Below are 25,920 nucleotides of genomic sequence, written 5' to 3'. Positions count from 1 at the left end.
CGGGACTGAGATCGTGCGACCTACTCGTTGCCGAGCTTGCCGTCGATGTTGTCGCGCACTTCCTGGATCTTGTCGGCGTGGCTGCCGCCCGTCACCTTGTTTGCGAGATCTGCGGCGCCGTCGAGGATCTTGTCGCTGATCGACTCGGCCTGGTCGCTCTTCAGCGCCTCACCGACCTTCTCCGCGTTCTCCTTCGCGAACTCCCCCACCTTGCCAGCGACCTCAGTCGCCTTCTTACCCAGTTCTTCGATACTCATCATCTATCCTTCGGAGTCGACGTGCCGCCGAGGATTCGGCTTGCTGTTGCCAGTATGCCGCTTTTGACGTCGCTCGGAAAGCCCTGAACTAGATTTTTGTTCTCCGTCCACCCGCGGAGCATCCGCCAGGAAAGAAAAGCGTGACCTGGGAGGCGTTTCGGGCAAGACTGAGCGGAGTACCCCGTGGTGCGGGGCCACTCGCACCCCCGGATGAGGAGGCCTGTATGTCCATGACCGTACCCATCGGAACCCTGTCAAGCGTCGTCTTCGACTGTCCTGATCCGGCCGCACTCGCCACGTTCTACCAGGGGGTATTCGGCGGCGTCTTGGAACCGGACGATGATGACTGGGTCGATCTCATTCTCCCCGGCGGTGGGCTGCGGATCGGCTTCCAGCGCGCGCCGGGCTACGTTGCTCCGGTGTGGCCCGGAGACGACGGGGCGCAGCAGCTCCACCTCGACATCGCGGTGGGAGATTTGGATCTCGCCCAGCGGCGACTCCTCGAGATCGGCGCGCGTCTGGTGGATGCGCAGCCCACGTTCCGGGTGTATCTCGATCCGGTGGGCCACCCATTCTGCACAATCCACTGAACGGATCGCAGGGTGCCCGGGCTACTTGCCGTGGCTACTCGCCGCGGCGCTCGCGCAGCACCGCGCGCACGGCAGGTTCGAAGCGCTCGCGCGATAGCACGGTTCCTTCACGGCGCATACCGTCGTGGGTGACGCGGAGGAACCGCTCGGGTGAGATGAAACTCTCGCGTCCCTGGCTGTCCCACGGCCCGGATCCGATCGAGACGAAACCGCGGTGCTGCTTGGTGCTGAGGTAGCAACCGACCGTTGCGTTCTCGTCGAGGCGTGCGATGATCAGCACCGGCCGGTCTTTTCCGCGCCCGTCGTTCTCCACGTAGGGCACCCAGGTCCATACGATCTCGCCCGGATCCGGATCGCCGTCGACTTCCGGCGAGTAGCTCGGCGAGATGCCCGCGAGTTCCTCCGGGCGTAGGTCGCGCGTCGCGCCCGCGCCGAACTGGCCGGGGCTCGCCTCGTACTCCTGCGGTCGGTCGGACGTGCGTTGCTCAGCCGTGCGCTGCTGCTTCGGTTGTTGGGGCCGCGGCTGTTGCGTGGTCTTCCGTGGGGCGGGCTGCTTCGCGGCGCCAGCGTTCGACGACTTGCGGGTCGCCTGCAGGAACGCGTTGATGAACGAGCGGAAGAATTCCGCCCAGCCCCCGGAAGACCCGCTCACGCTGCGGTCTCGCTTGCGGTGAGCGCGTTGAGACGCGAGATGCAGCGGAGGTACTTCTTCCGGTACCCGCCGTCGATCATGCCACCGCCGAAGATAGAGGTCAGCGGAACGCCGGTCGCACGGAGCGGAATCTGTGCGTCGTACACCCGGTCGATGAAGGCGACGAAGCGGAGCGCAGCCGACTGATCGGTGAGCTCCTGCACGTCGCGCAGGCCGATGCACTGGACTCCCCCGAGCAGCCCTGAGTACGCCGAGGGGTGCACGGTCGCGAGATGGGCGATCAGCTCCGAGAAGTCATCGTCGGTCATGCGATCACCCGCGGCAGCAACATCCGCGAGAGCGAAGCGGTACGCATCGTCCGAGAGCACCCGTGCATCGCCCTCGATGTCGCGCTGGCGGTAGTCGACGCCGTCGATGCGAATCGTGCGGAAACGATCCGACATCGCCTGGATTTCGCGCATGAAGTCGGACGCGGCGAAGCGGCCTTCGCCGAGCGCATTCGGCGGCGTGTTCGACGTTGCAACGATCTTTGATCCGGTCGAGGTGAGATCGCCGATGAGTCGGGTCATGAGCATGGTGTCCCCCGGATCATCGAGCTCAAACTCGTCGATACAGATGAGCTTCGCGCCCTGGAGCACTCCCACGGCGCCCGAGTACCCGAGCGCGCCAACGAGCGCCGTGTACTCGATGAATGTGCCGAAGTACTTCCGGCCCGCCGTCGCGTGCCAGGTCGCGGCGAGCAGGTGCGTCTTGCCGACGCCAAAGCCACCGTCGAGGTACACGCCCGGCTTCGTGGGCGCCGGTGCTTCCGCGGGCTTCTTCCGGCCGAAGCCGAAGAACCCGCCGCCGCCGTTGCGCGGTGCGGCCTTCGCGGGGCCTGCAAACGAGCTGAGGATGTCGCGTGCCTCTGCCTGCGACGGGTAGTCGGGATCGGGTCGGTACGACTCGAACGAGGCATGATCGAACTGGGGTGGCGGAACGAGAGTCGCGACGAGTTCGGTTCCGGAAACGCTCGGGCGCCGGTCTACCAGGCGGGCGGCGCTGTGCTGCTTGTCAGAGGACATCGGAGTCAGTCTAGCCCTATGACACGCCCCATACGGAGTCGGGCAGTTCACCGCGCCATCCTGGTTTCGGGAGCGCCCGCACGAAGCTCTCCGTCTGCTTTTCCCACCCGATGGGATCGGTATTCCAGATCTTGACATGCTCGCCATCACGGCTGAGGTGCAGCTGCACGAGGTCCGGGCGCGCGGCGGCGAGCCGTTCGGCGCCGGCGCTCGGCACGAAGGTGTCGCCGCGGCTTGCGTGCACGAGCACGGGCACGGTGAGAGCGGCGGCTACCGTCTCAGGTTGAATGCTCTCGAAATCGATTCCCGCGGCTTCGCCGCCGCGCACTACGCCGCGTTCAAGCAGCGAGATGCCGACGTCGGCGAGCCCCTGCGGAACGGGGATGCGGCTCGCCTGGTGGCGCAGCAGAGCTGGCCAATCAACAGCCGGTGAGTCAAGCACGATGCCGTCAACGGCGGCAGCGCACGGTCCGGCCGTCGCCGAGCGCAGCACCGCGGTGCCGCCCATGGACCAGCCGACGAGGGTCACTCGCTCCGCGCCCCGCCGCACGGCTTCCGCGATCGCCGCGTCGACGTCGCGGCTCTCCGCGATCCCAATCCCGTAGCGGCCGTGCTCTCCCGCGGGTGCGCCGGGATCATTGCGGTACGAGATTACGAGGCTCGTGATACCAGCACGTGCAAGCGGCGCGACGCCGCGCAGCGTCTCAGCGGGCAACGCGCCGCGGCCATGCACATGCACCGCCCAGCGGCCCCGGCTCCCCCGCCGCACACGATCCGGGTGGATGATCCAGGCATCAGCCGTGCCGAGCTCGGTCTCGTACGTGATGCGCTCGGTCCGGAACCCGGTTTCCTCCGGCTCCGTGAACCACCAGCCGGTGATCCGGCCGGTTGTGCCGGGCTCGAGCGACCCGCTCGGGATCCCGACCAGCTCGCGGCGTGCCTCGGTGCCGGAGCGCGCGATCACCGGGCCCAGGCGCGCGTGGCCCGCTCCCCCGGAGAACAGGAGGGAGTACTGGCCCGGCAGCGCAGCGTGGTCACCGCGGAGCTGCACGATGAGGCGCTCGCCCTCGCGGTCAATGCGCGTCACAGTCACGGGCTCACCCGGCGATCGCTCGGGAGTGACGAGAATTCTGGCGAGAGTGGCTCCGCCCACACCGATGACTGCGGCGCCCGCTGCCGCAACGCCCACGCCCACTCCGAGTGCGCGCCCGAGTTTGCTCTGCCAGTTCTGCATCGTCCGTCCTCACCTCGGTGATCCGGCGGAACCCGGCGTGGCTCCGCGAGTTGGTTCACAGGAAACTCTAGTGTCACGAGTGTGATGGCAATGATCGGCGGGTCCTCGATCGAGTTCGACGTCGCAGCAGCGCAGCTCCGAAACGCGCGGTTGCGTAGCGAACTCGTGTCTCAGGAGATCCCCGCACCCGAGCGGATCGCACCGCGTTCGATCGCGCTGGCCGCCGGCATCGTGCGGGGCCCGCGCCGGGACACTGATCGCGCGGCAGACCGCGCGGCAGCGCTCGAGTCCGCCTATGGCGCCGGGCGCATCGTGTTAATGCACGATCCCGAGTCGGCTGCCGAGTGGGGCAGCCCGTTCCGTATTGTGTGTTTCGCGCAGGCGCCGCTCGAGGTGGAGATCGGTGTGGATCCGTTCATCTCCGATGTCGCTTGGTCATGGCTCGTCGACGCGCTCGACTCCCGCGAGGCGGAGTACACGGCGCTCTCCGGCACCGCCACGAAGACGCTCTCAACCGGGTTCGGTACGCTGGAGTCGAGGGGCGATGCCGCTCAGATCGAGCTGCGCGCCTCATGGACGCCGCTCGGAGCCGATTTCACCGCTCACGCGGAGGCTTGGTCGGAGCTGCTCTGCCTGCTCGCCGGTCTCCCCCACGCGGAAGGGGTCGACTCGATCGCGGCGCGACGGGCGCGCCCGACACCCGAGGGAGCCGAGTAGAGCGTGGTAGAACAGTCGGAACTTGAGACCAATTGGTCGCTGATCACCGACAACGAGGGGCTTGCGCGCGCCGCGGCTGAGCTGGCGGCGGCCTCCGGCCCCGTGGGCGTGGACGCCGAGCGTGCATCGGGCTTTACCTACGGCTCGGAGGCGTACCTGGTTCAGGTGTTCCGACGGGACGCTGGCCCCTATCTCTTTGACCCCACCGGTATCACCGATTTTGCGCCGCTCGCTGACGCGATCCGCGGCGAGGAATGGGTGCTGCACGCCGCGAGCCAGGACATCCCCTGCCTCGCTGACCTGGGACTGCACCCGGACCACCTCTTCGACACCGAGCTTGCCGCTCGGTTGCTGGGATACGAGCGCGTGGGGCTCGGCGCCATTGTTGAGTCGCTGCTCGGGATCCATCTGGAGAAGGCGCACTCGGCGGCCGACTGGTCGAAGCGACCGCTGCCCGAGTCCTGGCTCGACTATGCCGCATTCGATGTCGCGCTGCTGCCCGATCTGCGCGATGCCGTGGCCCGCGACCTCGCCGCCCAGGGCAAAGAGGAGTACGCCGCGCAGGAGTTCGAGGCCGCCCGCACCAAGCGGCCGAAGCCGAAGAACCCCGAACCCTGGCGCAAGCTGTCCGGCGGCCACGCCCTGCGCACTCCGCGCAGCCTGGCGCTCGCCCGCGAACTCTGGGAAGCGCGTGATGCACTTGCCCGCGAGCGTGACGTCGCGCCCGGCCGACTCATTCCCGACTCTTCGGTCGTCGCTGCAGCCGCCGCGAACCCCCGCTCGAAGGGGGATCTCGCGCGCCTGCCCAACTTCAAGGGCCGCGCAAGTCGCACCGAGATCGATCGTTGGTGGCGGGCAATCCTCACGGGCAAGACGACCGAGGATCTGCCCGGCGCGAAGCCGCGCGATCCCGATGCGATCCCCCACCACCGCGGCTGGGCGCAGCGGCATCCCGAAGCCGCTGAGCGTCTCACCGAAGCCCGCGCGGTCGTGGAGACGGAGGCGGAGCGCCAGGGAATCCCAATCGAGAACCTGCTCACCCCGGATCACCTGCGGCGACTGGTGTGGCGCCCGCCCGCAGACCGCTCCCCCGAAGGAATTGCACTCCGTCTCACGGAGCTCGGGGCTCGGGCCTGGCAGGTTGGAATTGTCGCACCAATTCTGGCTCCCGTTTTTGTAGAGTAGCGCTAATCCTCCTCCCGATTTCTCGGGAAATATCAGGGAACGCGCACCGCCTCTTCTGAGTTTGAGACTCCGTCTCTAATATGGTGGAAGACCGATCACATACCTGATGGAGGCGAAGTGGCCGCAATGAGAGAAGTCGTGTTCGTAGATGGGGTGCGCACACCCTTCGGACGCGCGGGCGAAAAGGGCATGTACGCGGGAACCCGCGCCGACGACCTCGCGGTCAAGGCGCTGCAGGGGCTGTTGGCACGCAACGAGTCGCTCCCCCTCGACCGAATCGACGATGTCGGCATTGCCGCAACCTCGCAGCAGGGCGACCAGGGCCTCACCCTCGGCCGTACAGTGTCGATCCTTGCTGGGATCCCGCTCAGCGTCCCGGGCTTCGCGCTCGATCGCATGTGCGCGGGCGCGCTCACGGTTGCCTCGTTCATGGGCGCCGCGATCGGCTCCGGCCAGTACGACATCGCCGTCGCAGGCGGTGTCGAGCACATGGGGCGTCACCCGCTCGGCCTCGACGCCGATCCCAATCCCCGCTTTGTTGCAGAGAAGCTGGTGAGCCCCGATGCGCTGAACATGGGTCTCACCGCAGAGCGTCTGCACGACCGCTTCCCGGCACTCACGAAGGAGCGCGCCGATCGCTTCGGCATGCTGAGCCAGCACAAGGTGCAGGCCGCCTACGATCGCGGCGACATCCAGGCCGACCTGGTGCCCGTTGCCACGCGCTCTGCGGCTGGCTGGGGCCTCGCGACTGAGGATGAGGGCCGCCGGCCCGAGACCACGATGGAGGGTCTCGCCGGTCTCAAGACGCCGTTCCGTCCGCACGGTCGCGTCACCGCGGGAACCTCGTCACCACTGACCGACGGTGCGACCATGTCGCTGCTTGCCGGCGCGGATACGGCGCGCGAGCTCGGTCTCGGCGCGAAGATGAAGCTCGTGGGCTTCGGCTTTGCGGGTGTGGAGCCAGAGGTGATGGGACTCGGTCCCGTGCCCTCCACCGAGAAGGCGCTGAAGCGCGCGGGCCTTACGATCGATGACATCGGGCTGTTCGAGCTCAACGAGGCGTTTGCGGTGCAGGTGCTCTCGTTCCTCGACCACTTCGGAATCGCCGATGAGGATCCCCGGGTGAACCCGTGGGGCGGTGCGATTGCGCTGGGCCACCCGTTGGCAGCGTCGGGCGTGCGTCTGATGATCCAGCTGGCTCGCCAGTTCGCTGAGCGCCCGGACGTGCGCTACGGCATCACCGCGATGTGTGTTGGCCTGGGCCAGGGCGGTACTGCGATCTGGGAGAATCCTCACTTCAACGGCAAGAAGGGCAAGTAACTCGCCATGACTGACTACACCGGTATCGACTTCGCGCCGCTCCTCGCCGCATCGGACGACGAGGTCATCACGGACATGTTCGTGCGCGATGTTGCGCTCGCCTCTGGCGGCACGCTCGCGCTCATCACGATGGACAATGGGCGGGATCACACCCGGCCGAACACGCTCGGGCCGCGCACGCTCGAGCGACTCGGCGGCGTGCTCGACGAGCTCACGAAGCGTGCGGCCGTCGGCGAGATCACAGCAGTGGGTATCACGGGCAAGCCGTTCATCTTCGCCGCTGGCGCGGACCTCTCGAAGGTTTCCACGCTCGCCACCGCCGAGAACGCCCGACTCATGGCTCAGTACGGCCACCACATCCTTGGCAAGCTCGGCACCGTGGGCGTGCCCTCGTTCGCGTTTGTGAACGGCCTCGCGCTCGGCGGCGCGATGGAGATCGCGCTGCACTGCACCTACCGCTCAGTCGACGCGTCGGCCGCGGCCCTCGCCTTCCCTGAGGTCTTCCTCGGCATCATTCCCGGTTGGGGCGGCGCCACCATCGTTCCCAATCTGATCGGGATCGAGAAGGCGCTCGAGGTGATCGTCTCCAACCCGCTGAAGAACAACCGCATGCTCAAGCCGGCGCAGGCGAAGGAGATGGGCCTGTTCGACGAGCTGTTTGGTTCCGCAAGTTTCCTTGAGGAGTCGCTTGCGTGGGCGGATGCAGTGGTGAGCGGTGCGAAGAAGGTGGAACGTCCGAACGTTCCTGGCAAGCTCGAGCGCCTCACCAAGTGGCCCGCTGCGATCAAGATCGCTCGCGACATGCTCAAGGCGCGCATTGGTACGGCTGCGAAGGCGCCCTACGTCGCGCTTGACCTGCTGAGCGCCGCGAAGGACAACGACTTGACGCGCGGTTTCGAGCGCGAGGACGATGCGCTGACCGAGCTCATCGCGGGTGATCAGTTCGTCGCGTCGATCTACGCGTTCGACCTCGTGCAGAAGCGTGCGAAGCGACCCGCTGGCGCGCCGGACAAGTCGCTCGCGAAGCCTGTGCAGAAGGTTGGCGTCATCGGCGCAGGCCTGATGGCCAGCCAGTTCGCGCTGCTCTTTGCGCGGAAGCTTCGTGTCCCCGTGGTCATCACGGACTTGGATCAGGGCCGCGTGGATAAGGGCCTCGAGTACATCCGTGGTGAGGTCGACAAGCTGCGCGACAAGGGCCGGCTGTCCTCGGACGACGCGAACCAGGTGAAGGCCCTCGTGAGCGGCACGACCGACAAGGCACTGTTCGCCGATTGTGATTGGGTGATCGAGGCTGTGTTCGAAGAACTCGGTGTCAAGCAGCAGGTCTTCGCAGAGATCGAGCCGATCATCTCGGAGACCGCGGTGATCGCCACGAATACTTCTTCGCTCTCCGTGGAGGAGATCGGTGCGAAGCTCGCGCACCCTGAGCGACTCGTAGGCTTCCACTTCTTCAACCCGGTCGCGGTGATGCCGCTCATCGAGGTTGTGAAGACGCCGAGCACCGACGACGCGACGCTTGCCACCGCCATGGTTGCGGCGCGTAAGCTCGGCAAGAGCGCCGTGATCACCGCCGACCGCCCGGGCTTCGTGGTGAACCGTCTGCTCGCTAAGGTAATGGGCGAAGCAGCGCGGGCGCTCGATGAGGGCACCCCGATGCCCGTGGTCGAGCGTTCGCTTGCCCCGATCGGCCTGCCGATGGGTCCGTTCGAGCTGATCGACCTGGTGGGCTGGAAGGTTGCGGCACACGTACAGGACACGATGGTGAGCGCATTCCCTGAGCGTTTCTACGCCTCACCGAACCTGCACGCGCTTGCTGAGGTGGAAGCCCCGCTCGTGAAGTCGAAGCAGGGCAAGGTTGAGGATCTGTCGAAGGCGGGCCGAAAGGCGCTCAAGCTGGGTTCGACGGCCGTGAGCGAGGAAGAGATCCTCCGCCGCGTGGAGGATGAGCTCGCTGGCGAGATCAAGATCATGCTCGACGAAGGCGTGGTTGCTGCGGCCGAGGATATCGACCTGTGCCTCATCCTGGGCGCCGGCTGGCCCTTCCAAGCGGGTGGCGCGACGCCGTACCTGGATCGTGTGGGCGCAAGCGAGCGTACCTTCGGCGGCACCTTCCACGATCCGCGTATCGCGGCGGCGGGCTAACCCCCTCCCTCGTCAATCACGACGCTGCGTGTGGCCCCGGCCTCGGCCGGGGCCACACCTGCTTTCTCACCTACTGCATCGCATGTTCTCTCTCTACTTGAGGGTGAGGGGACTTTCCAGAGTGGGATCAGGGCTTCCTCACGGTGTCCTGTTTTGCCGCGTGTTTCCGCGGTTTTCTGGGGTCTGAATGTCAGTGGTCACTGCTTGAATGAGCACATGACCACCACCCGAGGTTCTCCCGCTACTGGCTCGCCGCTCGCGCCGCGCCGGGCTTCCCGGGTGCGTTTCCAGAAGACCCCCGCTCCGGCAACCGGCGCGGCCTCCTCTGCGCCCGCTTACCCTACGCGCCGACCCCATTCCGGCGTGGGACCCGCCCCCGGATCTTCCGCTCCCGACTCTCCTGCTGCCCCGGAGTTCGACCCCACCGAGCTCATCACCAAAGCATTCGCGTCCGCCGCCCCCGGTGTCATCCCACCCGTGTTCTCTGTTCGGGTGGTCGATGACGTGGTCGGCATGCTGGAACAGTTCTCTCGCTTCCAGAACATCCTCACCGCCGCACGCCTGAACGTTCTCTCCTTCGCGATGGAGACCGCGGTGCACCGTGCCCCTTCCGGCAGCGGCGACATCCCGTACCGTTCCCTGCGTGCCGAGATCGCGACCGCCCTTCATCAGAGCGAACACATCGTGGAACGCGATCTGAACCTTGCGAGCGCGCTCACGATGCGTTTCCCGGCCACCCTGCCACGTATGCTCACCGGGCAGGTTTCTCCCGAGCACGTCCGCGCACTCGTGGAATCCGCGGACGCGCTGGGCCTTGGGCAGGATCCAGATTCGGTGCGTGTGCGGGGCAGATACGAGGCGGAGGTGCTGCGGCGTGCTGAGTCCCAGACTCCGCAGCGTTTGCGGCCGATCGCGCGGAAGCTTGCCCGTGAACTCGCGAGAACCCTTCCGAAGCCGGCCCTATTCCCGGGCATTGATCCCACGGCCGATGACCCATCTAGCACTGACCCGGCCAGCACCGACCCAACGAGCACCGATCCCGACGGCGCTGCCCCGAACAACCTCGACCCGGAAGCTAGCACTGCTGCTAGCGGCGTCCCCGTTCCAGCGCCGGAGTGTGAGCGAAAAGTGTGGGTGCGTGATCATGAGAACGGGATGGCGGAACTGGTGGCGTTCATGCCGTCACCGGTGGCGTATGCGATTCATGATCGTCTGACGCGGCTCGCGAAGTCCGCGGAAGTCACCGAGCACCAACTCACACGCACCCTCACTGGTCGCGATGGTGTTTCCGCGGGTGCAGGCACCGGCACCGGCACGGGCACGGGTGAAGCGTCACCCGCGCACCCCACGCGCAAGCCACGGGGTGTGAGAGCACAGAGTGTCGCAGAACGACGGCGCATGCTCCGGGAACTCCGTCCGGGCATGAAAGGCGGGCGTCCCGGGGTGCGAGAAATCCGGGCAGGGCTTCCCAAGCGCAGTCGCGCGCAGACCCGCACGGATGTGTTCCGGGACTTGCTCCTTGCCGGGGATCCGATGCGGCTGGTTGCGGGGTCTCCGGAGGAGGCGGTGCGGGCGCACATCCAGGTCGTGGTGACCACCACAGCACCCCCGGGCACCAACTCACCGACCGGCACTGACTCCACTGCTTCGGCGCCGCCGGAGTTCACGGATGCCGAACTCATCGGATCCGGACCCATCGACCCCGAACAGATCCGCGGATACGCAGGTCACGCGGACTTCTGGGAGAAAGTCACCGTGTCCGGTGAGAGGGGGGATGTACTGAGTGTGGATCGGTATCGCCCCAGTGCACAGATGCGCCGCTTCCTCGGCGCCCGCGACCTGCACTGTAGATTCCCTGGCTGCCGGGTGCCGGTGAACCGCTGCGATATCGACCACACGATCCCCGCAGCAGACGGCGGCACGACATCAACAAACAACCTCGCACACCTCTGCCGAGGCCACCACACCATGAAGCACAACTCTGACTGGGACCACCGTTTGTTGCCGGACGGGACAATGCGCTGGCGATCCCCAACCGGACGCGTGTACGAGGACGAACCGCCAAGCCGGGTGAGATTCCAGAAACACGCGCACACCGGGACACCACCACCCGTATCGTCAGCATCGCCAGGACTGCCAGCACCCTCGGCCTGGCCCCTCGTTCCGCCGGGGCCGGTGGAGGAAGAAGCGCCGGACGACCATCCCTTTTAGCGTGGGTGGGTTTCACCAACGCGGGTTCACGATCCGCGGTGCATGTTCCCGGCCTGTGGTCGGAATGCCACTACGAAGTAGACGAGGTTCAGAACTACGTCGAAGTGACTGCGCGTTCGGAGAGGACGAGCACCCCTCGTATGGTCTCCGGAGGACTAGATTGCGTGATCAGGCCGCGCGATCGGGATCTTGTCTCCGCGCACCTGCGCGGAAACATCAGCTGCAATCTGCGCGGCGGTGAGCCCCGCGTCCTCCAGCAGCTCATCGCGACTCGCGTGTGCCGGGAACTCGTCGGGTGTGCCCAGCTCACTGACTGCTGTATCGACAGCGGCATCGCGGAGCGCCTGCCGAATTCGAGTGCCGACACCTCCGACCCGGATGCCATCCTCAATGCTGATGAGGAGCCGATGGGTGCGAGCCAGATCGACCACCGAGGCTGCGACGGGAACCACCCAACGAGGATCGACAACGGTCGACGAGATTCCCTGCGCGGCGAGGAGCTCAGCAGCTTCACGCGCGATGTGAGCCATCGGGCCGACGGTCACGAAGAGCACATCGCGTTCGCTCGCCTCAGGCGGCACCTCGCGCAGAATGTCCACGCCATCTTCGGTGCGCCGCACAGCGGGAAGTGGGGCTCCAACGGAGCCCTTCGGGTAGCGGATGACCGTTGGGCCGTCGGTGATTGCGACCGCCTCGCCCAAGAGCTCTCGGAGCGACGCCTCGTCGCGGGGAGACGCGATCCGAATGCCGGGAACGACCTGCAGCGTGGCCAGATCCCACACGCCATTGTGGCTGGCGCCGTCTGGTCCCGTGAGGCCAGCTCGATCGAGCACAAAGGTCACGCCAGCGCGGTGGAGCGCCACATCCATCAGCAACTGATCGAAGGCGCGATTCATGAAGGTCGCGTAGATCGCTACGACAGGGTGCAAGCCCCCGTACGCCAGGCCGGCGGCGCTGGTGACTGCGTGCTGCTCAGCGATACCAACGTCGTAGACGCGGCCGGGGTGTCGCTCCGCAAGCGCGTCGAGCCCGGTCGGGGCGAGCATCGCCGCGGTGATCCCCACGATCCGCTCGTCCGTGTCGGCGAGTTCCACGATCCGATCTCGGAAGACACCCGTCCAGCTGGGACCACTTGAGACCGAAACGGGTTCACCGTTGCCCGGATTGATCTGGCCCACCGAGTGGAACTGATCTGCCTCGTCGTTTTCCGCGGGAGCGTAGCCGCGTCCCTTCTCTGTGATGACGTGCACCAGCGTGGGCCGGCCGTAGCCCTTGGCCTGACGCAACACCTCTTCGACCGCGGCGAGATCGTGGCCGTCCACAGGACCGAGATACTTGATATCGAGGTTGGAGTATAGGTGGTCGTTGTTGCTGGCACGGCTGAGAAAACCGTGCAGCGCACCGCGGGCCCCGCGGTAAATGGTGCGGCCGGGGCGACCGAAGCGGGAGAAGAGCTTCTCGCTCCCCTCCTGAAGGTCACGATAGGTGTCCTTCGACCGGACGGAGTTCAGGAAGCGCGCCATCCCGCCGATCGTCGGTGCATACGAACGACCATTGTCGTTGACGACAATGACGAGGTTCCGATCATTATCGTCAGTGATGTTGTTGAGCGCTTCCCAGGTCATTCCGCCCGTGAGTGCGCCGTCGCCGACCAGCGCGACCACATGGCGGTTCTCCTGGCCGGTGCGGGCGAAGGCGCGTGAGATGCCGTCCGCCCAGCTCAACGAGCTGGAAGCGTGCGAGCTCTCGACGATGTCATGCTCGGACTCTGCGCGCTGTGGGTAACCGGCGAGACCCCCGCGACGGCGAAGCAGCGAGAAGTCCTTGCGGCCGGTGAGAAGCTTGTGCACGTAGCTCTGGTGCCCCGTGTCGAAGACGATCGGGTCACGCGGCGACTCAAACACCCGGTGCATGGCGATGGTCAGCTCAACCACACCGAGGTTGGGGCCGAGATGGCCGCCAGTCTTCGCGACTTCAGCGATGAGAAACTCGCGGATCTCAGCAGCGAGCGTGCGACACTCCTCTGGGGTCAGGTGATCGAGATCGCGTGGACCGTCGATTCCATCCAGGATCGCCACCCGCATACCTCCCCTTCAGCCCGCCACGTGCGGCGGAGCATCCCATCAGTCTACCCGGCGGCGGATACCGCGCTGAGCAGACCGGCCCGCGTATCGCCGGGGTGGGGCCGGCCACGCCGTGCTCACACGATGGGAGCGCGACGGCGTTGGACGTGGGAATCTCGTGAAGGGTCAGAGTAATGACCCCTCCTTTCTGCGGCGTATCGGTGGGCGGCAGAACGCACAGCGCCCCGCACGATTCGTGCGGGGCGCTGTGCGTTCTCTCCAGGAGATGCCGGTGACTAGACCAGCGAACGGAGCACGTACTGCAGGATGCCGCCGTTGCGGTAGTAGTCGGCTTCGCCCGGGGTGTCGATGCGCACGACCGCGTCGAAGCTGACGGTGCTGCCGTCTTCCTTCGTGGCGGTGACCGCGACCGTCTTCGGGGTGACACCCTCGTTCAGCGCGGTGACGCCGACGATGTCGAAGGACTCGGTGCCGTCAAGGCCGAGCGAATCTGCGCTCTCGCCCGCCGGGAACTGCAGCGGCAGCACGCCCATACCGATCAGGTTCGAGCGGTGAATACGCTCGAAGCTCTCGGTGATGACGGCCTTGACGCCCAGCAGGCGGGTGCCCTTCGCCGCCCAGTCGCGCGACGAGCCCGAGCCGTACTCCTTGCCACCAAGCACCACGAGCGGAACACCAGCTGCCTGGTAGTTCTGCGACGCGTCGTAGATGTACGACTTGGGGCCGCCCTCGAGCGTGAAGTCGCGGGTGAAGCCACCCTCGACGCCAGCGCCATCATTCTCAGCCGCAAGCAGCTGGTTGCGCAGGCGGATGTTCGCGAAGGTGCCGCGAATCATGACCTCGTGGTTGCCGCGGCGCGAGCCGTAGGTGTTGAAGTCGCGAACGGCGATGCCATTCTCGATCAGGTACTGGCCAGCAGGCGTCTCGGCGCGGAAGCTGCCCGCGGGGCTGATGTGGTCAGTCGTAACCGAATCGCCCAGCTTCGCGAGGACGCGGGCGCTGGAGATGTCGGTGACGGGCACCGGCTCGAGCGTCATGCCCTCGAAGTAGGGCGCCTTGCGTACGTAGGTCGACTTCTCATCCCACGCGAAGGTGTTCCCGTCCGGGGTGGGCAGCGAGGTCCAGTGCTCGTCGCCATCGAAGACCGTCGCGTACTTCGACTTGAACATGTCCGAGTCGATGGATGCGTCGGCGATCTTCTGCACCTCGGTGGGGTCGGGCCAGATGTCGCGGAGGAAGACGTCGTTACCGTCCTGGTCCTGCCCCAGCGCCTGAGTCTCGAAGTCGAAGTCCATCGTGCCGGCAAGCGAGTACGCGATCACGAGCGGGGGGCTCGCGAGGTAATTCATCTTGATGTCCGGGTTGATGCGACCCTCGAAGTTACGGTTACCCGAGAGGACAGCGGTGACCGCGAGGTCGTTGTCGTTGACCGCCTGCGAGATCTCCTCGTTGAGGGGGCCCGAGTTACCGATGCAAGTGACGCAGCCGTACCCGACCGTGTAGAAGCCGAGCGCCTCGAGGTCCTGGTTCAGGCCGGACTTCTCGTAGTAGTCCGTCACTACCTTGGATCCGGGAGCGAGCGTGGTCTTGACCCACGGCTGCGCCTTCAGGCCCTTCGCAACCGCGTTGCGAGCGAGCACGCCGGCGGCGAGCATCACGGAAGGGTTCGAGGTGTTCGTGCAGGAGGTGATCGAGGCGAGGGTGACCGCGCCGTGATCGAGCTCGAACTCGTTGCCGGCCTGATCCTTCACCTTGGCGGGGTTCGCTGCCGCGGCGTAGTTCTTGAGATCGGTCTCGAACTGCGTCTTCGCTGCGGTGAGCTCGATGCGATCCTGCGGGCGCTTCGGGCCGGCGATCGAGGACACCACCGTGCTGAGGTCCAGCTCAAGGTACTCACTGAACGAGGGCTCAACGGCGGGGTCGTGCCACATGCCCTGCGCCTGCGTGTACGCCTTGATGAGCTCGATCTGCTCTTCGCTACGGCCGGTGAGGCGCAGGTAGTCGAGGGTGACGTCGTCGACCGGGAACATCGCCGCGGTCGAACCGAACTCGGGGCTCATGTTGCCGATGGTGGCGCGGTTCGCGAGCGGCACGGAACCAACACCCTCGCCGTAGAACTCGACAAACTTGCCGACGACGCCGTGCTTGCGGAGCATCTGCGTGATCGTGAGCACGACATCGGTCGCGGTCACGCCAGCGGGGATCTTGCCCGAGAGCTTGAAGCCCACAACGCGCGGGATAAGCATGGAGATGGGCTGGCCCAGCATGGCTGCCTCAGCCTCGATGCCGCCAACACCCCAGCCGAGAACGCCGAGGCCGTTCTCCATGGTGGTGTGCGAGTCAGTGCCGACACAGGTGTCGGGGTACGCCTGCAGCTTGCCGTCCACCTCGCGGGTGAACGTGACGCGCGCAAGGTACTCGATGTTGACCTGGTGCACGATGCCGGTCCCCGGGGGAACGACCTTGAACTCGTCGAACGCGCCCTGGCCCCAGCGGAGGAACTGGTAGCGCTCGCCGTTGCGCTGGTACTCGATCTCCACGTTGCGGGCAGCCGCGCCTGCGGTGCCGTAGACGTCGGAGATGACCGAGTGGTCGATGACCATCTCGGCGGGTGCGAGCGGGTTGATCTTGTCGGGCGTGCCACCCAGGTCGACAACGGCCTCGCGCATGGTGGCAAGGTCGACCACACAGGGCACGCCGGTGAAGTCCTGCATGATGACGCGCGCGGGCGTGAACTGGATCTCGGTGTCGGGCTCAGCCGACGGATCCCAGTTGCCGAGAGCCTCAATGTGCGCGCGGGTGACGTTTGCGTCATCCTCCGTGCGGAGCAGGTTCTCGAGCAGTACCTTCAGGCTGTACGGCAGACGCTCGTGACCTGGGACCTGATCGATCCGGTAGATCTCGTACTCCCGCTCGCCGACGGCGAGGGTGCTCTTCGCGTCGAAGCTGTTGACGGCTCCCATGAGGCTCCTCCAATTTATCTCGATGTCAAGATAACTCTACACCGAAGTGGAGCCCTTCGCTGTCACTCCGGCGGGGCGTTTTGCCCTGTGCTCTCAACGATATCGGGGTTCGAATCATCAGATGATTTACTCACCCGGTGCACGACAAACCATGTCAGCGCGATGACTGCAGCGAAGAGGGGCGTTCCCATGACGATTCGCGCCGTTCCGAGTGCGGCGACCTGCTCGCCGAGATACATCGGCAGCTGCACGGCGAGCCGCGCGACGAACATGGCGAGCCAGAGGAGCGTGAGCAGCGTTGCGGCGCGTCGCAGCTTCAGGTCGTGGCGCCAGGCGCGGAAGTTTCCGCGGGTGAAGCCGATCACCAGGCCGATTGCGGGCCACCCCACAAGCAGTGAGATCACGAGGCCGAGCGACCAAGCCGCGTTGACCACGAAGCCCCACACGAAGTAGTCGACGCCGCGTCCGGTGATCAACGTAATGACGACCGCGATGCCGACGCCGAGCATGCCGGAGAGCGCCGCGATGGGCGTCTCCCGGCGTACCAGTCGTACGACGAAGAGAAGAACGGCGAGTGCACCGGGGATTACTGCGGCGAGTCGTGCGTCCTGCGTCGGCACGTAGATGCCGAGGAACAGCAAGCTCGGGATCAGGGTCTCTGCGACGCCGCGCCAGCCGCCGATCGCGGCGAGGACGCTTTCCGCGGTGAGTTCTTCGCCGGAGACTCCGCCCTGAACCGCGCGGGCCATGCCGCCGAGCCGGCCCAGGGGCGACTCGGTGGCGTTCTCTGCGGCATTCTTAGCCGAGGGCTGCGCGCCGCTCTCCTCCGCCTCGCTCACGCGGGCTGGGCCCCGCCCTGAGCAGCAGCGTCGCCCTGAGGGCGCTGAGCCTGCACGCCGGCAGGAACGCGCAGCGGGAGCAGCTCGCTCGGGGGCATCGGCTGGTCGCCGCGCACAACGACCACCTCGCGGAACAGGTCGATCACCCGTTCGCGTGCAGAAGCATCGACTGCCGCCTTGCCCATGATCACACCGCGCAGCATCCAGCGGGGGCCGTCCACGGCGATAAAGCGTGCCGTGCGCGTGCCGCCCTGCTCGGCCGGTGCGGGGGTTTCGACGAGGAGCTCGGGGCCGAGCGGACCGGTTTCTTCGACCGCGCTGGCGCCCTGGGCGGCCATCTGCTGAGTGAGCTCGCGGCGCACGCCGTGCCACAGTCCGGTGGTCTTGGGTGCCGCAAACGCCTGTACCTGAAGCAGCGACTCTGCGTACTCAAGGGACACAGCAACGACGCGATTCGCGCGCTCATCGACCTCGAGGCGCAGCTGCAGGCCCTCGCGCGGAGCGACCTTGATGCCGCCAAGATCGACGTACGGGCGCATTGCGGGGACCTCTGCCGCGTCGAACGGGCCGGCAGTATCTCGGTCCGCGGGGTGGGACTTGCTCTCGTCGAGCTCCTCGCCCGCGCTCTCGTGGAGCTCGAGGGCCTCCGCGGAATCTGCGGCCTCCGGGGTGTTCTTCTCGACGTCCTGCGTCTCTGACTTGTCGCTCATGCTCTCTTCGTTTCTTTCGTGTCCTGCGAAATCTGGGTGGTCTGCCCGTGCCGGCCTAGTGCGTCCCCGACTGCACTCCGGTGGAGCCAAAGCCGTTTACGCCGCGGACGCTGTCGGGCAGCGTGTCGACGGGAACAAACACGGCGCGCGACACGGGCATCACGATCATCTGAGCGATTCGATCCCCCACTGCCACGTCAAAGGATTGCTCGCGGTCGGTGTTCAACAGAGTGACTTTGATCTCCCCGCGGTACCCGGCGTCGACGGTGCCCGGGGAATTGACCACCGTGATACCGTGCTTCGCCGCGAGGCCGCTTCGCGGTACGACGAATGCGGCATATCCCGTTGGTAACGCGATTGACACCCCGGTGCTAATGAGGGCGCGCTCGCCGGGGCCGAGTGTCACAGCCTCCGTGGCCATCAGATCGGCGCCTGCATCCTCCGCGTGGGCATAGCGGGGCGCGTGCTCGGCCAGAAGTGGAATCTCTACTACATCGCTCACCCGGCCAGGGTATCGGATGCGCATGGGGCGCGCCCGCGCGCACACGCGTCGCGCAGGTGTTCAGGCGATAATGGAGGCATGACGAGTGACGCCGCCGCGGTCCCCGCGGCCTCCGCTGCCCCCAGCTCCGCCGAGTACCGGGAGCGCCTCGTTCCCGGGCCGGGAATGTTCATTGCGCTGCTGCTGGTGGCCCCGGCCGTGGCGCTCATCACGACGCCGATCAACATCAACGCTGCAATCCCCGCCGGGATCATCGTGTACCTCATCGCCGCGGTGACGCTGATCCTGCTCTCCCCCACGATTCGCGTGACGGGCGGGACGCTGGTGGCGGGACACGCATCGATCCCAGTCTCCCAGCTCGGCGAGATTGAGCTGCTGGGCGCGAGCCGGCTCCGCGCCGCGATCGGGCCCGGCCTTGATGCGCGAAGCTACCTGTTGGTGCGCGGCTGGGTGAACCGTGGGATTCGCATCGAGAACATCGACCCCAATGATCCCGCTCCCGTGTGGATCATCACGACCCGGCATCCGCAGAAGCTCGCGGACACGATTCGGTCAGCGCAAACGGGCAAGTGACACGTGGGCGCCACCATTGTGGCGCCCACGTGTCGGCACACCCGACGAAAAAAGCCTTCGGGCCCGGCTCCACCACTCAGGTGGGGCCGGGCCCGAAGGCGTCTGTCGCGAAGATCCGCGTCGGAAACGCAGCGCTCGTTAGGCCGCGCACTCCGCACAGATCGGACCGAGGTCGGTCTGGTGGTCCATCTGCGAGCGGTGTCGCACCAGGAAGCAGCTCACGCACGTGAACTCATCATCCTGCTGGGGAAGCACGACAACGTCGAGCTCAACGTCAGAGAGGTCCGAGCCGCCCAGGTCGAAACTCGGGTTGTCCGCATCCTCCGAGTCGAGTCCAGATGCACCCTTCGCCGGGCCGCGTTCTTTCAGGGCCTCGATGGAGTCGGCTTCTTCTTCGGACTTCCGGGGGGCGTCGTAATCGGTGGCCATTCTCTCCTGCAATCTTGTGCCGCACTTCGGCACCTCAACCTTCGAGCGGCCACAGTCTGCCGTACGATTCCCCTTTCGCGCAAACTGTGAGGCTTAGAGTTCTCTGTGCGCGTACTCGGAGCAGTTCCTCGGGGCACGAACTTTCCCACGCGCCGCGGCAATGTCGCCTGCTGCCCGCGAGGTGTGCCACCCTGGTTCGCGAGCGAGGAAGGGATGCGCCGATGGACGAACTGCGCTTTGTGCGACGCGAGGATCAGACACTGATCGTTGCGAATGATGCCGACCAGGAATTCCGGCTTGTCGTGGACGACGCCGTGCTCAGCGAGCTCCGGAACCTCAGTCGCCGTGAACGAGATGCCTCGAAGGTGCGTCCGCGTGAGATTCAGTCACTGATTCGTGCGGGTAAGACCCGCGCGCAGGTGATGGAGATCACCGGGCTTGAGGCCTCCGACATCGAGCGGTATGAGGAGCCGGTTCTTGCAGAGCGTCGGTACATCCTTGAACGCGCGCACGCCGTCCCGGTGCGCGCAGATGCACACAGCGAGGCTGATCAACACTTCGGTTCCGTGATTGCGGAGCGCCTGGTGTCGCTTGCGGCAGAGGCCAGTGAGTGGGCATCTTGGCGCGACGAGGAGACAGGCTGGATGGTCAGCCTCGAATTCATCTCACGCGATGTTGCGCACCGTGCCGTGTGGGCGTTCGACCACCGCAAGGGTGGGCTCTCTCCCGTGACCCCGGACGCGGTGACGCTCTCGAAGCAGGGCGACGTGGGCGATCGACTGATCCCCAAGCTCCGCGCTGTGGGCGGCAACGACGGCGCATCGAAGTTCGACTCGGGCGCGTTCGACGCCGCCGATCTCCCGGAGGCGACCGATGTGGACGGCGCGGCGCCCGCGGCTGATCCCGAGAGCGCAGCTGGAGACACTGCCGGTGCGAGTGCCCCGACCAACACCCCGATCGGTGTCGGTGGCGGTGCGAGCACCACGGGCAGCCCGGACGATGACATCGAAGCTGACTATGCTCGTCGGCGCGAGATCGATCAGCGCGCCATTAAGACGCACGAGACCCAGCCGATTGACCTGAGTCAGACCGCCGACCTGCTCGATGCCCTCCGCCGCAGACGGGGTGAGCGTGACGAGGCGAACCGCGCCGCGGCACAGGCAGACGTCGATTCGCTCGAGGCGGCGCTTGAAGCACCCGTCTCCCAGCTCACCGATGGTGAACTGGACGAGCGTTCGCAGAAGCTGGACTCGCCGGCTCCTGCTCGGCCTGTCCCCGCCGCTGAGCCGAAGCCAAGCGCCCCACGCAGCATTTGGGGTGCGAGTGGAGTGAGCGGTTCCGCTCCCCCGCTCCGCAGCGCCGACGATCAGCCATCGGCTCCAAGCGGCTCGCGTGCCGCCGGCCCGAGCGACGCTGACGACGATGACAACGACACGGCCCCCGTGGTGCGTGGTGGACGTCCGGCGTTGCCAAGCATCGGCCTTGCGGCCCGTCCTGGTGCCGACACCAACGGCGCTCGACCGGAGGCGGAGGATCGCACGCCCGGTCGACCGAACAGCGATGCGGAGAAGGGCGGCCGGAAGGGACGCGCCTCGATTCCGAGCTGGGACGACATCCTCTTCGGCACCCGGAGTGACGAAGACCCGAACTAGCCGGCGAGCGCTACGCCGCGCAGCGCGGCAACTCGCGTGACGAGCGCGGTGAAGCCCGTGCCGGCCAGTGCGCCGGCAAGCGCCAGGGGCACACCGCGCTCGTCCTCGCTGAAGGATCCGTGCTGCCCAACGAGTGACCGTGCCGACGGGGTATCCGCGCTGACGTAGTACGCGACGCGCTTGCGCGCTGCGATGAACACATCGCCCAGCCTGGGCGCAACCTCTGGCGCAACCGGGCCGAACACGTCGGCGGTGATTGCTTCATCGCGCGTGAAGACCCAGGCGCGATCGCCCTCTGCAGCTGCGATGCGATCTCGCACCTCTGCAATCAGCGCGGGATCGGCCTCGGCCCCGTTCTCTGCGAGGTACAGCGCGCGGAATCGCGGCTCGCCTCCGATTTCGACGACCCCGTCAAGCAGACCGGGAACTGAATCGAGCAGCACGTGCTGCTCAGCGGGCACGTCAATGATGCCGTGGTCCGCCGTCACTGCGACTCCGACGCCACCAGGAAGTGCGCGCAGGAAGTCGGCGAGCGCGGCGTCAAGCTGCTCCAGGCGACGGACCCACTCCGAGCTCTCCCAGCCGTGCTCGTGGGCCGCGCGGTCGAGCTCATCGACGTAGAGATAGATGAGCGTTGACTCCTGGGCTGGTCCGGCTGCCGCGGCGCGGAGTGTCTGCGACGCAATGGCGAAGCGGTCATCGATGCGCTGGCCGGACAGGTAGTCGGCGTCGCTCAGGATCGCGCGTGTGAGCCCGCCCTCTTCGTGCGCTGGCCGGCCGATGACGACGGGGCGGGCGCCGACCTCGCGTGCCTGGGCGAAGAGCGGCGTGGCCCGCTGCCATGAACGCACGTCCGTGATGCCGTCCCACTCGCTGAGCGTGGCGCGAAGGCCGAACTCGGGATGGCGGATACGGTAGCCCGCGAGACCGTGCTCGCCCGGCAGTCTGCCGGTCGTGATCGCGGTGAGCGCGGCTCCCGTCGTCGACGGGGCGACGGTCTCGATCCTGCGCTGCTGGAGTCCCGTGAGGGTGGGCGCGTGCCCTTTTCGTGCGGCGAGGTTCGCGTGACCCAGCCCATCGACCACGATCAGTACGAATGAGCGAAGCTCGGGCACGAGTGAGACATCAAGGTCGTCAAACGATCCTGGGGCGCTCGCGTGTGCGAGAACCGCGCGAGGATCTTTGCCCTGACCACGGGCGATGGCGGCCAAGCCGCTTGGCAGAATTGCGGCAAGCCTCGCGCCGTTGTCGGCGGCTGTCGGTAGCATATTGACCATTATGACCGAATCGTCCGGAGCACCCCACGAGATCGCCGGCGAACGCATCGAGGACATCGACATCTCGGAAGAGATGGAGGGTTCGTTCCTCGAGTACGCCTACTCCGTGATCTATTCCCGCGCGCTGCCAGATGCGCGCGATGGCCTGAAGCCTGTGCAGCGCCGCATCCTCTTCATGATGACGGACATGGGCCTGCGCCCCGAGAAGGGGCACGTGAAGTCGGCCCGCGTGGTTGGCGAAGTGATGGGCAAGCTGCACCCGCACGGCGATTCGTCGATCTACGACGCACTCGTGCGGATGGCGCAGGGCTTTGCCATGCGCCTGCCGCTCGTCGACGGGCACGGAAACTTCGGTTCGCTCGATGATGGTCCCGCCGCGTCGCGGTACACGGAGGCGCGCCTCGCGGGCGCTGCGCTCGCGATGACCGAGTCGCTCGACGAAAATGTCGTCGATTTCGTGCCGAACTACGACAACCAGATTATGCAGCCGGATGTTCTGCCCTCCGCAGTGCCCAACCTGCTCGTCAATGGCGCGAGCGGTATTGCTGTGGGTATGGCGACGAACCTCGCACCGCACAACCTCATCGAGGTCGTCGATGGGGCGAAGCATCTGCTCCAGCATCCCGAAGCGACGGTTGATGAACTCATGGAGTTCATCCCGGGGCCCGATCTCCCCGGCGGTGGCACCATCGTTGGGCTTGATGGCGTCAAGGATGCGTACCGGACCGGGCGCGGCGCGTTCCGCACGCGAGCGAAGGTTGCTGTTGAGCAGCTCGGCCCGCGTCGTACCGGCCTCATTGTGACCGAGCTCCCGTATCTCGTGGGGCCCGAACGAGTCATCGAGAAGATCAAGCAGGGCGTCGAGGCGAAGAAGCTTTCCGGCATCTCCGATGTGGCCGATCTCACGGATCGCAAAAATGGCTTGCGCCTGGTGATCACGCTGAAGACGGGCTTCGCGCCCGAGGCCGTACTCGAGCAGCTCTACCGCTACACGCCGCTCGAGGACTCCTTCAGCATCAACTCGGTTGCCTTGGTGCAGGGTCAGCCCCAGACGCTCGGGCTGCGCGAGATGTTGCGCGTCTTCCTTGACCACCGCATCTCGGTGATCACCCGTCGCACTGAGCACCGCTTGAGCAAGCGCCGTGACCGCCTGCACCTGGTTGAGGGCCTGCTCATCGCGATCCTCGACATTGACGAGGTGATTCAGCTCATTCGCACGAGCGATGACGCTGAGACCGCACGCACGCGCCTCATGCAGGTCTTCGATCTGTCCGAGCTGCAGGCAGAGTACATTCTCGAGCTGCGACTGCGTCGCCTCACGAAGTTCTCGCGCGTTGAGCTCGAGGCCGAGCGTGATGAGCTGAACGCCGAGATCGCGCAGCTGCTCGAGATACTCGGAAGCGACGAGCGCCTCCGTGGCGTGGTGTCCGATGAGCTGGATCAGGCCGCCGCCGCCTGGGGCACTCCGCGACGCACACTGCTCACGGGTGCGGTGATTCGTCCCACCCGCGCTGCCGCAGCGTCTGCCTCGCTCGAGGTTGCTGACTCCCCGTGCACCGTGCTGCTCTCCGTGACGGGGCGCATGCTGCGGATTGATCGGGATCCGGAAGCCGCTGACGCTCCGCGCGGTCCCTCACGCGCGACCAAGCACGGCGCCATTCTCGCGAGCGTTGACGGCACTGTCCGCGGCGAGCTTGGTGCGGTGATGAACGATGGGACGCTGCACCGCTTTACGCCTGTGGATCTGCCCGTTGTGCCGACCGCGAGCATCGCATTCTCGGCTGGCGTGAAGCTCGCGGACTACCTCGGGATCACGGACAAGAAGCTCCGCGTCGTGGGGATCGTGCCGATCGATACGGATACGCCGATCGGCATGTTCACACAGCAGGGCATCGTGAAGCGCGTGCTGCTCACGGACCTCCCGGCGAAGCCGAGCTTCGAGGTGATCGGACTGAAGGCGGGCGACCAGCTCGTGGGCATCTTCCCCGCACCCGACGGCACCGAGTTTGCAGCGGTGACGAGCGATGCACAGCTGCTGCGCTTCGACGCGACATCCGTGCGCCCGCAGGGCCGCCCGGCCGGCGGCATGGCCGGCATCCGCCTCGGCGACGAGGCGCGTGTGGTGTTCGCCACGGCGATCCCCGCCGCCGGCGAGGCCCGGGTAGTGACGGTGGCGGACAGCTCGATCACGCTTCCCGGCACTGACGTCGCCACCGCCAAGATCACGGACTGGGCAGAGATCCCCGCGAAGGGCCGCGCCACGGGCGGCGTGCGCATTCAGCGCTTCCTGAAGTGGGAAGACCAAATCGCGTGCGCCTGGGTGGGCGTCGGCGAGGCGCGTGCGTTGGCCGCTGACGGCACCGCCCGAAAGCTGCCCAGTGAACTCGGCAAGCGCGATGGCTCGGGCACGCCAATTGACGGGGCCGCAGCGTTCGTCGGGCTCGCATCCTAGACGTGCGTCGCGTGGGGGTTATCCACCGATGAGGGTGACCCCCACGACCACCACGAGCGCCGCCGCGATGCGCAGCACGGGGCGAGACTCGCGGAAGCGCCACGCGCCGTACAATCCCACAAGCACAACGCTCACCTCGCGCATCGGTGCGACGAGCGCAACCGGTGCCAGCGTGATCGCGGTGAGCACGAGCACGTAGGAGAGCGGTGACAGCACGCCGAACGCGAGCAGCCGCTTCCAGCTGCCGCGCCACTCCGCGGCGAGGCGCGCGGCCGCGGTCCGGGCACCGCCACGGCGCAGCAATGCGAGGGTGAAGAACGGCACCTCAGCGAGCGCGCAACCGACCATAAACGCGACGGGTGCAACCCCGAGCTCGGTGACCGTGTAGGCATCCCACACCGTGTAGCTCGCGATCGCGACGCCAGTAAGAAGCCCGTAGACGAGCGCGGGATCGAGGCCTGGCTGGCGCCGCCCCTGCCGTCCCACGAGCCCGAAGGCAACGACACCGAGAATGATGAGCGCGACGCCACCGAGCGCCCACCCGCCAGGCCGCTCCTCCAGGAAGAGCACCGCGATGAGCACGGTGAGCAGGGGCCCAGTGCCGCGCGCTGTTGCGTACACCGTAGAGAGGTCCCCGCGGGCATATCCCCGCTGCAGCACAACCATGTAGACGACGTGCAGCACTCCGGAAACGAGCACGCCCAGGAGCACGCCCCCAAGGGTGGCGTCCCCGATTCCTCCCGTGAACGGGATGACCCACACCCAGATGAGTGCGGAGACCAGTGAGCCCCACCACAGGAACGGCATGCCGGAACCGCTCGCGCGGTGGGCGATGATGTTCCACGCAGCGTGGCAAACCGCAGCGGTGAGAACGAGGAGGAGCGCGGTGGGCGACATGGGGGAACCTTCTCTTCGCCGCGGGCGCGACGAAGTGGTTCCTCCAGGCTTTTGTCCGTTCAGATGACGCCCAGCCGGGTGGCGGAGCGTGGCGCCGCTCGGACCACGGCGGACGGATGTCCCGGAACCCTAGGCGCTATCACTCTCCACCCTAGCGAGCCTTCGCGGAC

At 66.5% G+C, this 25,920-nt stretch carries 21 protein-coding genes; 9 read left to right on the top strand and 12 right to left on the bottom strand.

The window, feature by feature from the left end; translation table 11 throughout:
- Positions 1-20: 20 nt before the first annotated feature.
- Positions 21-257, bottom strand: a complete 237-nt coding sequence (locus tag D3226_RS11400) for an Rv0909 family putative TA system antitoxin (protein WP_202382718.1) — start codon at positions 255-257, stop codon at positions 21-23.
- Positions 258-481: 224 nt separating this feature from the next.
- Between D3226_RS11400 and D3226_RS11395 the strand changes: the two genes are divergently transcribed.
- Positions 482-847, top strand: coding sequence for a VOC family protein (locus D3226_RS11395; RefSeq protein WP_237462794.1), 366 nt, complete (start codon positions 482-484; stop codon positions 845-847).
- A 34-nt stretch (positions 848-881) separates the two neighbouring features.
- Here D3226_RS11395 and D3226_RS11390 read toward each other — a convergent pair whose 3' ends face one another.
- Genes D3226_RS11390 through D3226_RS11380 form a run of 3 tightly spaced genes read right to left on the bottom strand, consistent with a single transcriptional unit; the run spans position 882 to position 3,797 of the window.
- Positions 882-1,499, bottom strand: a complete 618-nt coding sequence (locus D3226_RS11390; protein WP_337248981.1) for a type II toxin-antitoxin system PemK/MazF family toxin — start codon at positions 1,497-1,499, stop codon at positions 882-884.
- Positions 1,496-2,563 (bottom strand): cell division protein ZapE, encoded by a 1,068-nt coding sequence (zapE, locus tag D3226_RS11385; protein ID WP_202382717.1) that lies wholly within the window; start codon positions 2,561-2,563, stop codon positions 1,496-1,498. Before zapE ends, D3226_RS11390 begins: the two co-directional genes overlap by 4 nt.
- 16 nt (positions 2,564-2,579) lie before the next feature.
- Positions 2,580-3,797, bottom strand: coding sequence for an alpha/beta hydrolase family protein (locus D3226_RS11380; RefSeq protein ID WP_202382716.1), 1,218 nt, complete (start codon positions 3,795-3,797; stop codon positions 2,580-2,582).
- An 84-nt stretch (positions 3,798-3,881) separates the two neighbouring features.
- Here D3226_RS11380 and D3226_RS11375 point away from each other — a divergent pair, with 84 nt between their 5' ends.
- The 5 genes from D3226_RS11375 (at position 3,882) to D3226_RS11355 (ending at position 11,372) form a co-directional block, all read left to right on the top strand.
- Positions 3,882-4,514 carry a DUF3000 domain-containing protein gene (locus tag D3226_RS11375; RefSeq protein WP_202382975.1) on the top strand — a complete coding sequence of 211 codons (633 nt, stop codon included), beginning with the start codon at positions 3,882-3,884 and terminating at the stop codon, positions 4,512-4,514.
- Positions 4,515-4,517: 3 nt separating this feature from the next.
- Complete coding sequence (locus D3226_RS11370; protein WP_202382715.1) at positions 4,518-5,699, top strand: HRDC domain-containing protein; 1,182 nt, start codon at positions 4,518-4,520, stop codon at positions 5,697-5,699.
- 126 nt (positions 5,700-5,825) lie between these two features.
- Positions 5,826-7,019, top strand: a complete 1,194-nt coding sequence (locus D3226_RS11365; RefSeq protein ID WP_237462822.1) for a thiolase family protein — start codon at positions 5,826-5,828, stop codon at positions 7,017-7,019.
- A 6-nt stretch (positions 7,020-7,025) separates the two neighbouring features.
- The gene (locus tag D3226_RS11360) at positions 7,026-9,161 is read left to right on the top strand and encodes a 3-hydroxyacyl-CoA dehydrogenase NAD-binding domain-containing protein (protein ID WP_202382713.1); all 2,136 of its coding nucleotides are present in this window, start codon (positions 7,026-7,028) and stop codon (positions 9,159-9,161) included.
- 216 nt (positions 9,162-9,377) lie between these two features.
- Positions 9,378-11,372 (top strand): HNH endonuclease signature motif containing protein, encoded by a 1,995-nt coding sequence (locus D3226_RS11355; protein ID WP_202382712.1) that lies wholly within the window; start codon positions 9,378-9,380, stop codon positions 11,370-11,372.
- 155 nt (positions 11,373-11,527) lie between these two features.
- Here D3226_RS11355 and dxs read toward each other — a convergent pair whose 3' ends face one another.
- The 5 genes from dxs to dut form a co-directional block, all read right to left on the bottom strand.
- Positions 11,528-13,450, bottom strand: a complete 1,923-nt coding sequence (gene dxs / locus D3226_RS11350; RefSeq protein ID WP_202382974.1) for a 1-deoxy-D-xylulose-5-phosphate synthase — start codon at positions 13,448-13,450, stop codon at positions 11,528-11,530.
- 281 nt (positions 13,451-13,731) lie between these two features.
- On the bottom strand, positions 13,732-16,419 hold the full coding sequence (gene acnA / locus D3226_RS11345) for an aconitate hydratase AcnA (RefSeq protein ID WP_202382711.1): 2,688 nt from the start codon (positions 16,417-16,419) through the stop codon (positions 13,732-13,734).
- A gap of 62 nt (positions 16,420-16,481) precedes the next feature.
- Positions 16,482-17,258, bottom strand: a complete 777-nt coding sequence (locus D3226_RS11340; RefSeq protein ID WP_202382710.1) for a DUF3159 domain-containing protein — start codon at positions 17,256-17,258, stop codon at positions 16,482-16,484.
- Positions 17,255-17,968: a DUF3710 domain-containing protein gene (locus D3226_RS11335; protein WP_202382709.1), complete on the bottom strand. Its 714-nt coding sequence runs from the start codon at positions 17,966-17,968 to the stop codon at positions 17,255-17,257. Before D3226_RS11335 ends, D3226_RS11340 begins: the two co-directional genes overlap by 4 nt.
- 55 nt (positions 17,969-18,023) lie before the next feature.
- Complete coding sequence (dut, locus tag D3226_RS11330) at positions 18,024-18,470, bottom strand: dUTP diphosphatase (RefSeq protein ID WP_202382708.1); 447 nt, start codon at positions 18,468-18,470, stop codon at positions 18,024-18,026.
- A 78-nt stretch (positions 18,471-18,548) separates the two neighbouring features.
- Between dut and D3226_RS11325 the strand changes: the two genes are divergently transcribed.
- The gene (locus tag D3226_RS11325; RefSeq protein WP_202382706.1) at positions 18,549-19,043 is read left to right on the top strand and encodes a DUF3093 domain-containing protein; all 495 of its coding nucleotides are present in this window, start codon (positions 18,549-18,551) and stop codon (positions 19,041-19,043) included.
- Positions 19,044-19,181: 138 nt separating this feature from the next.
- Here D3226_RS11325 and D3226_RS11320 read toward each other — a convergent pair whose 3' ends face one another.
- Complete coding sequence (locus D3226_RS11320) at positions 19,182-19,472, bottom strand: DUF4193 domain-containing protein (protein WP_125099741.1); 291 nt, start codon at positions 19,470-19,472, stop codon at positions 19,182-19,184.
- A gap of 221 nt (positions 19,473-19,693) precedes the next feature.
- On the opposite strand from D3226_RS11320, the gene sepH reads away from it, so the two are divergent.
- On the top strand, positions 19,694-21,124 hold the full coding sequence (gene sepH, locus D3226_RS11315) for a septation protein SepH (protein WP_202382705.1): 1,431 nt from the start codon (positions 19,694-19,696) through the stop codon (positions 21,122-21,124).
- Here the strand turns inward: sepH and D3226_RS11310 are convergent.
- The gene (locus tag D3226_RS11310; protein WP_202382703.1) at positions 21,121-22,392 is read right to left on the bottom strand and encodes an alkaline phosphatase family protein; all 1,272 of its coding nucleotides are present in this window, start codon (positions 22,390-22,392) and stop codon (positions 21,121-21,123) included. The genes sepH and D3226_RS11310 overlap by 4 nt on opposite strands.
- Before the next feature lie 10 nt (positions 22,393-22,402).
- On the opposite strand from D3226_RS11310, the gene D3226_RS11305 reads away from it, so the two are divergent.
- Positions 22,403-24,853 (top strand): DNA gyrase/topoisomerase IV subunit A, encoded by a 2,451-nt coding sequence (locus D3226_RS11305; protein ID WP_202382702.1) that lies wholly within the window; start codon positions 22,403-22,405, stop codon positions 24,851-24,853.
- A gap of 18 nt (positions 24,854-24,871) precedes the next feature.
- Here D3226_RS11305 and D3226_RS11300 read toward each other — a convergent pair whose 3' ends face one another.
- Positions 24,872-25,750: an EamA family transporter gene (locus tag D3226_RS11300; RefSeq protein WP_202382701.1), complete on the bottom strand. Its 879-nt coding sequence runs from the start codon at positions 25,748-25,750 to the stop codon at positions 24,872-24,874.
- Between the last annotated feature and the right edge of the window lie 170 nt (positions 25,751-25,920).

It is taken from the genome of Leucobacter chromiireducens subsp. chromiireducens, assembly GCF_016758255.1.
Classification (GTDB): Bacteria; Actinomycetota; Actinomycetes; order Actinomycetales; family Microbacteriaceae; genus Leucobacter; species Leucobacter chromiireducens.
This window is presented reverse-complemented; position numbering and strand designations above follow the sequence as displayed.

What these genes read in the sequence shown, in the direction of transcription:
- D3226_RS11400 (WP_202382718.1), bottom strand. Translation starts at nt 257, where the DNA reads ATGAGTATCGAAGAACTGGGTAAGAAGGCGACTGAGGTCGCTGGCAAG.
- D3226_RS11395 (WP_237462794.1), top strand. Translation starts at nt 482, where the DNA reads ATGTCCATGACCGTACCCATCGGAACCCTGTCAAGCGTCGTCTTCGAC.
- zapE (WP_202382717.1), bottom strand. Translation starts at nt 2,563, where the DNA reads ATGTCCTCTGACAAGCAGCACAGCGCCGCCCGCCTGGTAGACCGGCGC.
- D3226_RS11380 (WP_202382716.1), bottom strand. Translation starts at nt 3,797, where the DNA reads ATGCAGAACTGGCAGAGCAAACTCGGGCGCGCACTCGGAGTGGGCGTG.
- D3226_RS11375 (WP_202382975.1), top strand. Translation starts at nt 3,882, where the DNA reads ATGGCAATGATCGGCGGGTCCTCGATCGAGTTCGACGTCGCAGCAGCG.
- D3226_RS11365 (WP_237462822.1), top strand. Translation starts at nt 5,826, where the DNA reads ATGAGAGAAGTCGTGTTCGTAGATGGGGTGCGCACACCCTTCGGACGC.
- D3226_RS11360 (WP_202382713.1), top strand. Translation starts at nt 7,026, where the DNA reads ATGACTGACTACACCGGTATCGACTTCGCGCCGCTCCTCGCCGCATCG.
- D3226_RS11355 (WP_202382712.1), top strand. Translation starts at nt 9,378, where the DNA reads ATGACCACCACCCGAGGTTCTCCCGCTACTGGCTCGCCGCTCGCGCCG.
- acnA (WP_202382711.1), bottom strand. Translation starts at nt 16,419, where the DNA reads ATGGGAGCCGTCAACAGCTTCGACGCGAAGAGCACCCTCGCCGTCGGC.
- D3226_RS11335 (WP_202382709.1), bottom strand. Translation starts at nt 17,968, where the DNA reads ATGAGCGACAAGTCAGAGACGCAGGACGTCGAGAAGAACACCCCGGAG.
- D3226_RS11325 (WP_202382706.1), top strand. Translation starts at nt 18,549, where the DNA reads ATGACGAGTGACGCCGCCGCGGTCCCCGCGGCCTCCGCTGCCCCCAGC.
- D3226_RS11320 (WP_125099741.1), bottom strand. Translation starts at nt 19,472, where the DNA reads ATGGCCACCGATTACGACGCCCCCCGGAAGTCCGAAGAAGAAGCCGAC.
- sepH (WP_202382705.1), top strand. Translation starts at nt 19,694, where the DNA reads ATGGACGAACTGCGCTTTGTGCGACGCGAGGATCAGACACTGATCGTT.
- D3226_RS11310 (WP_202382703.1), bottom strand. Translation starts at nt 22,392, where the DNA reads ATGCTACCGACAGCCGCCGACAACGGCGCGAGGCTTGCCGCAATTCTG.
- D3226_RS11305 (WP_202382702.1), top strand. Translation starts at nt 22,403, where the DNA reads ATGACCGAATCGTCCGGAGCACCCCACGAGATCGCCGGCGAACGCATC.
- D3226_RS11300 (WP_202382701.1), bottom strand. Translation starts at nt 25,750, where the DNA reads ATGTCGCCCACCGCGCTCCTCCTCGTTCTCACCGCTGCGGTTTGCCAC.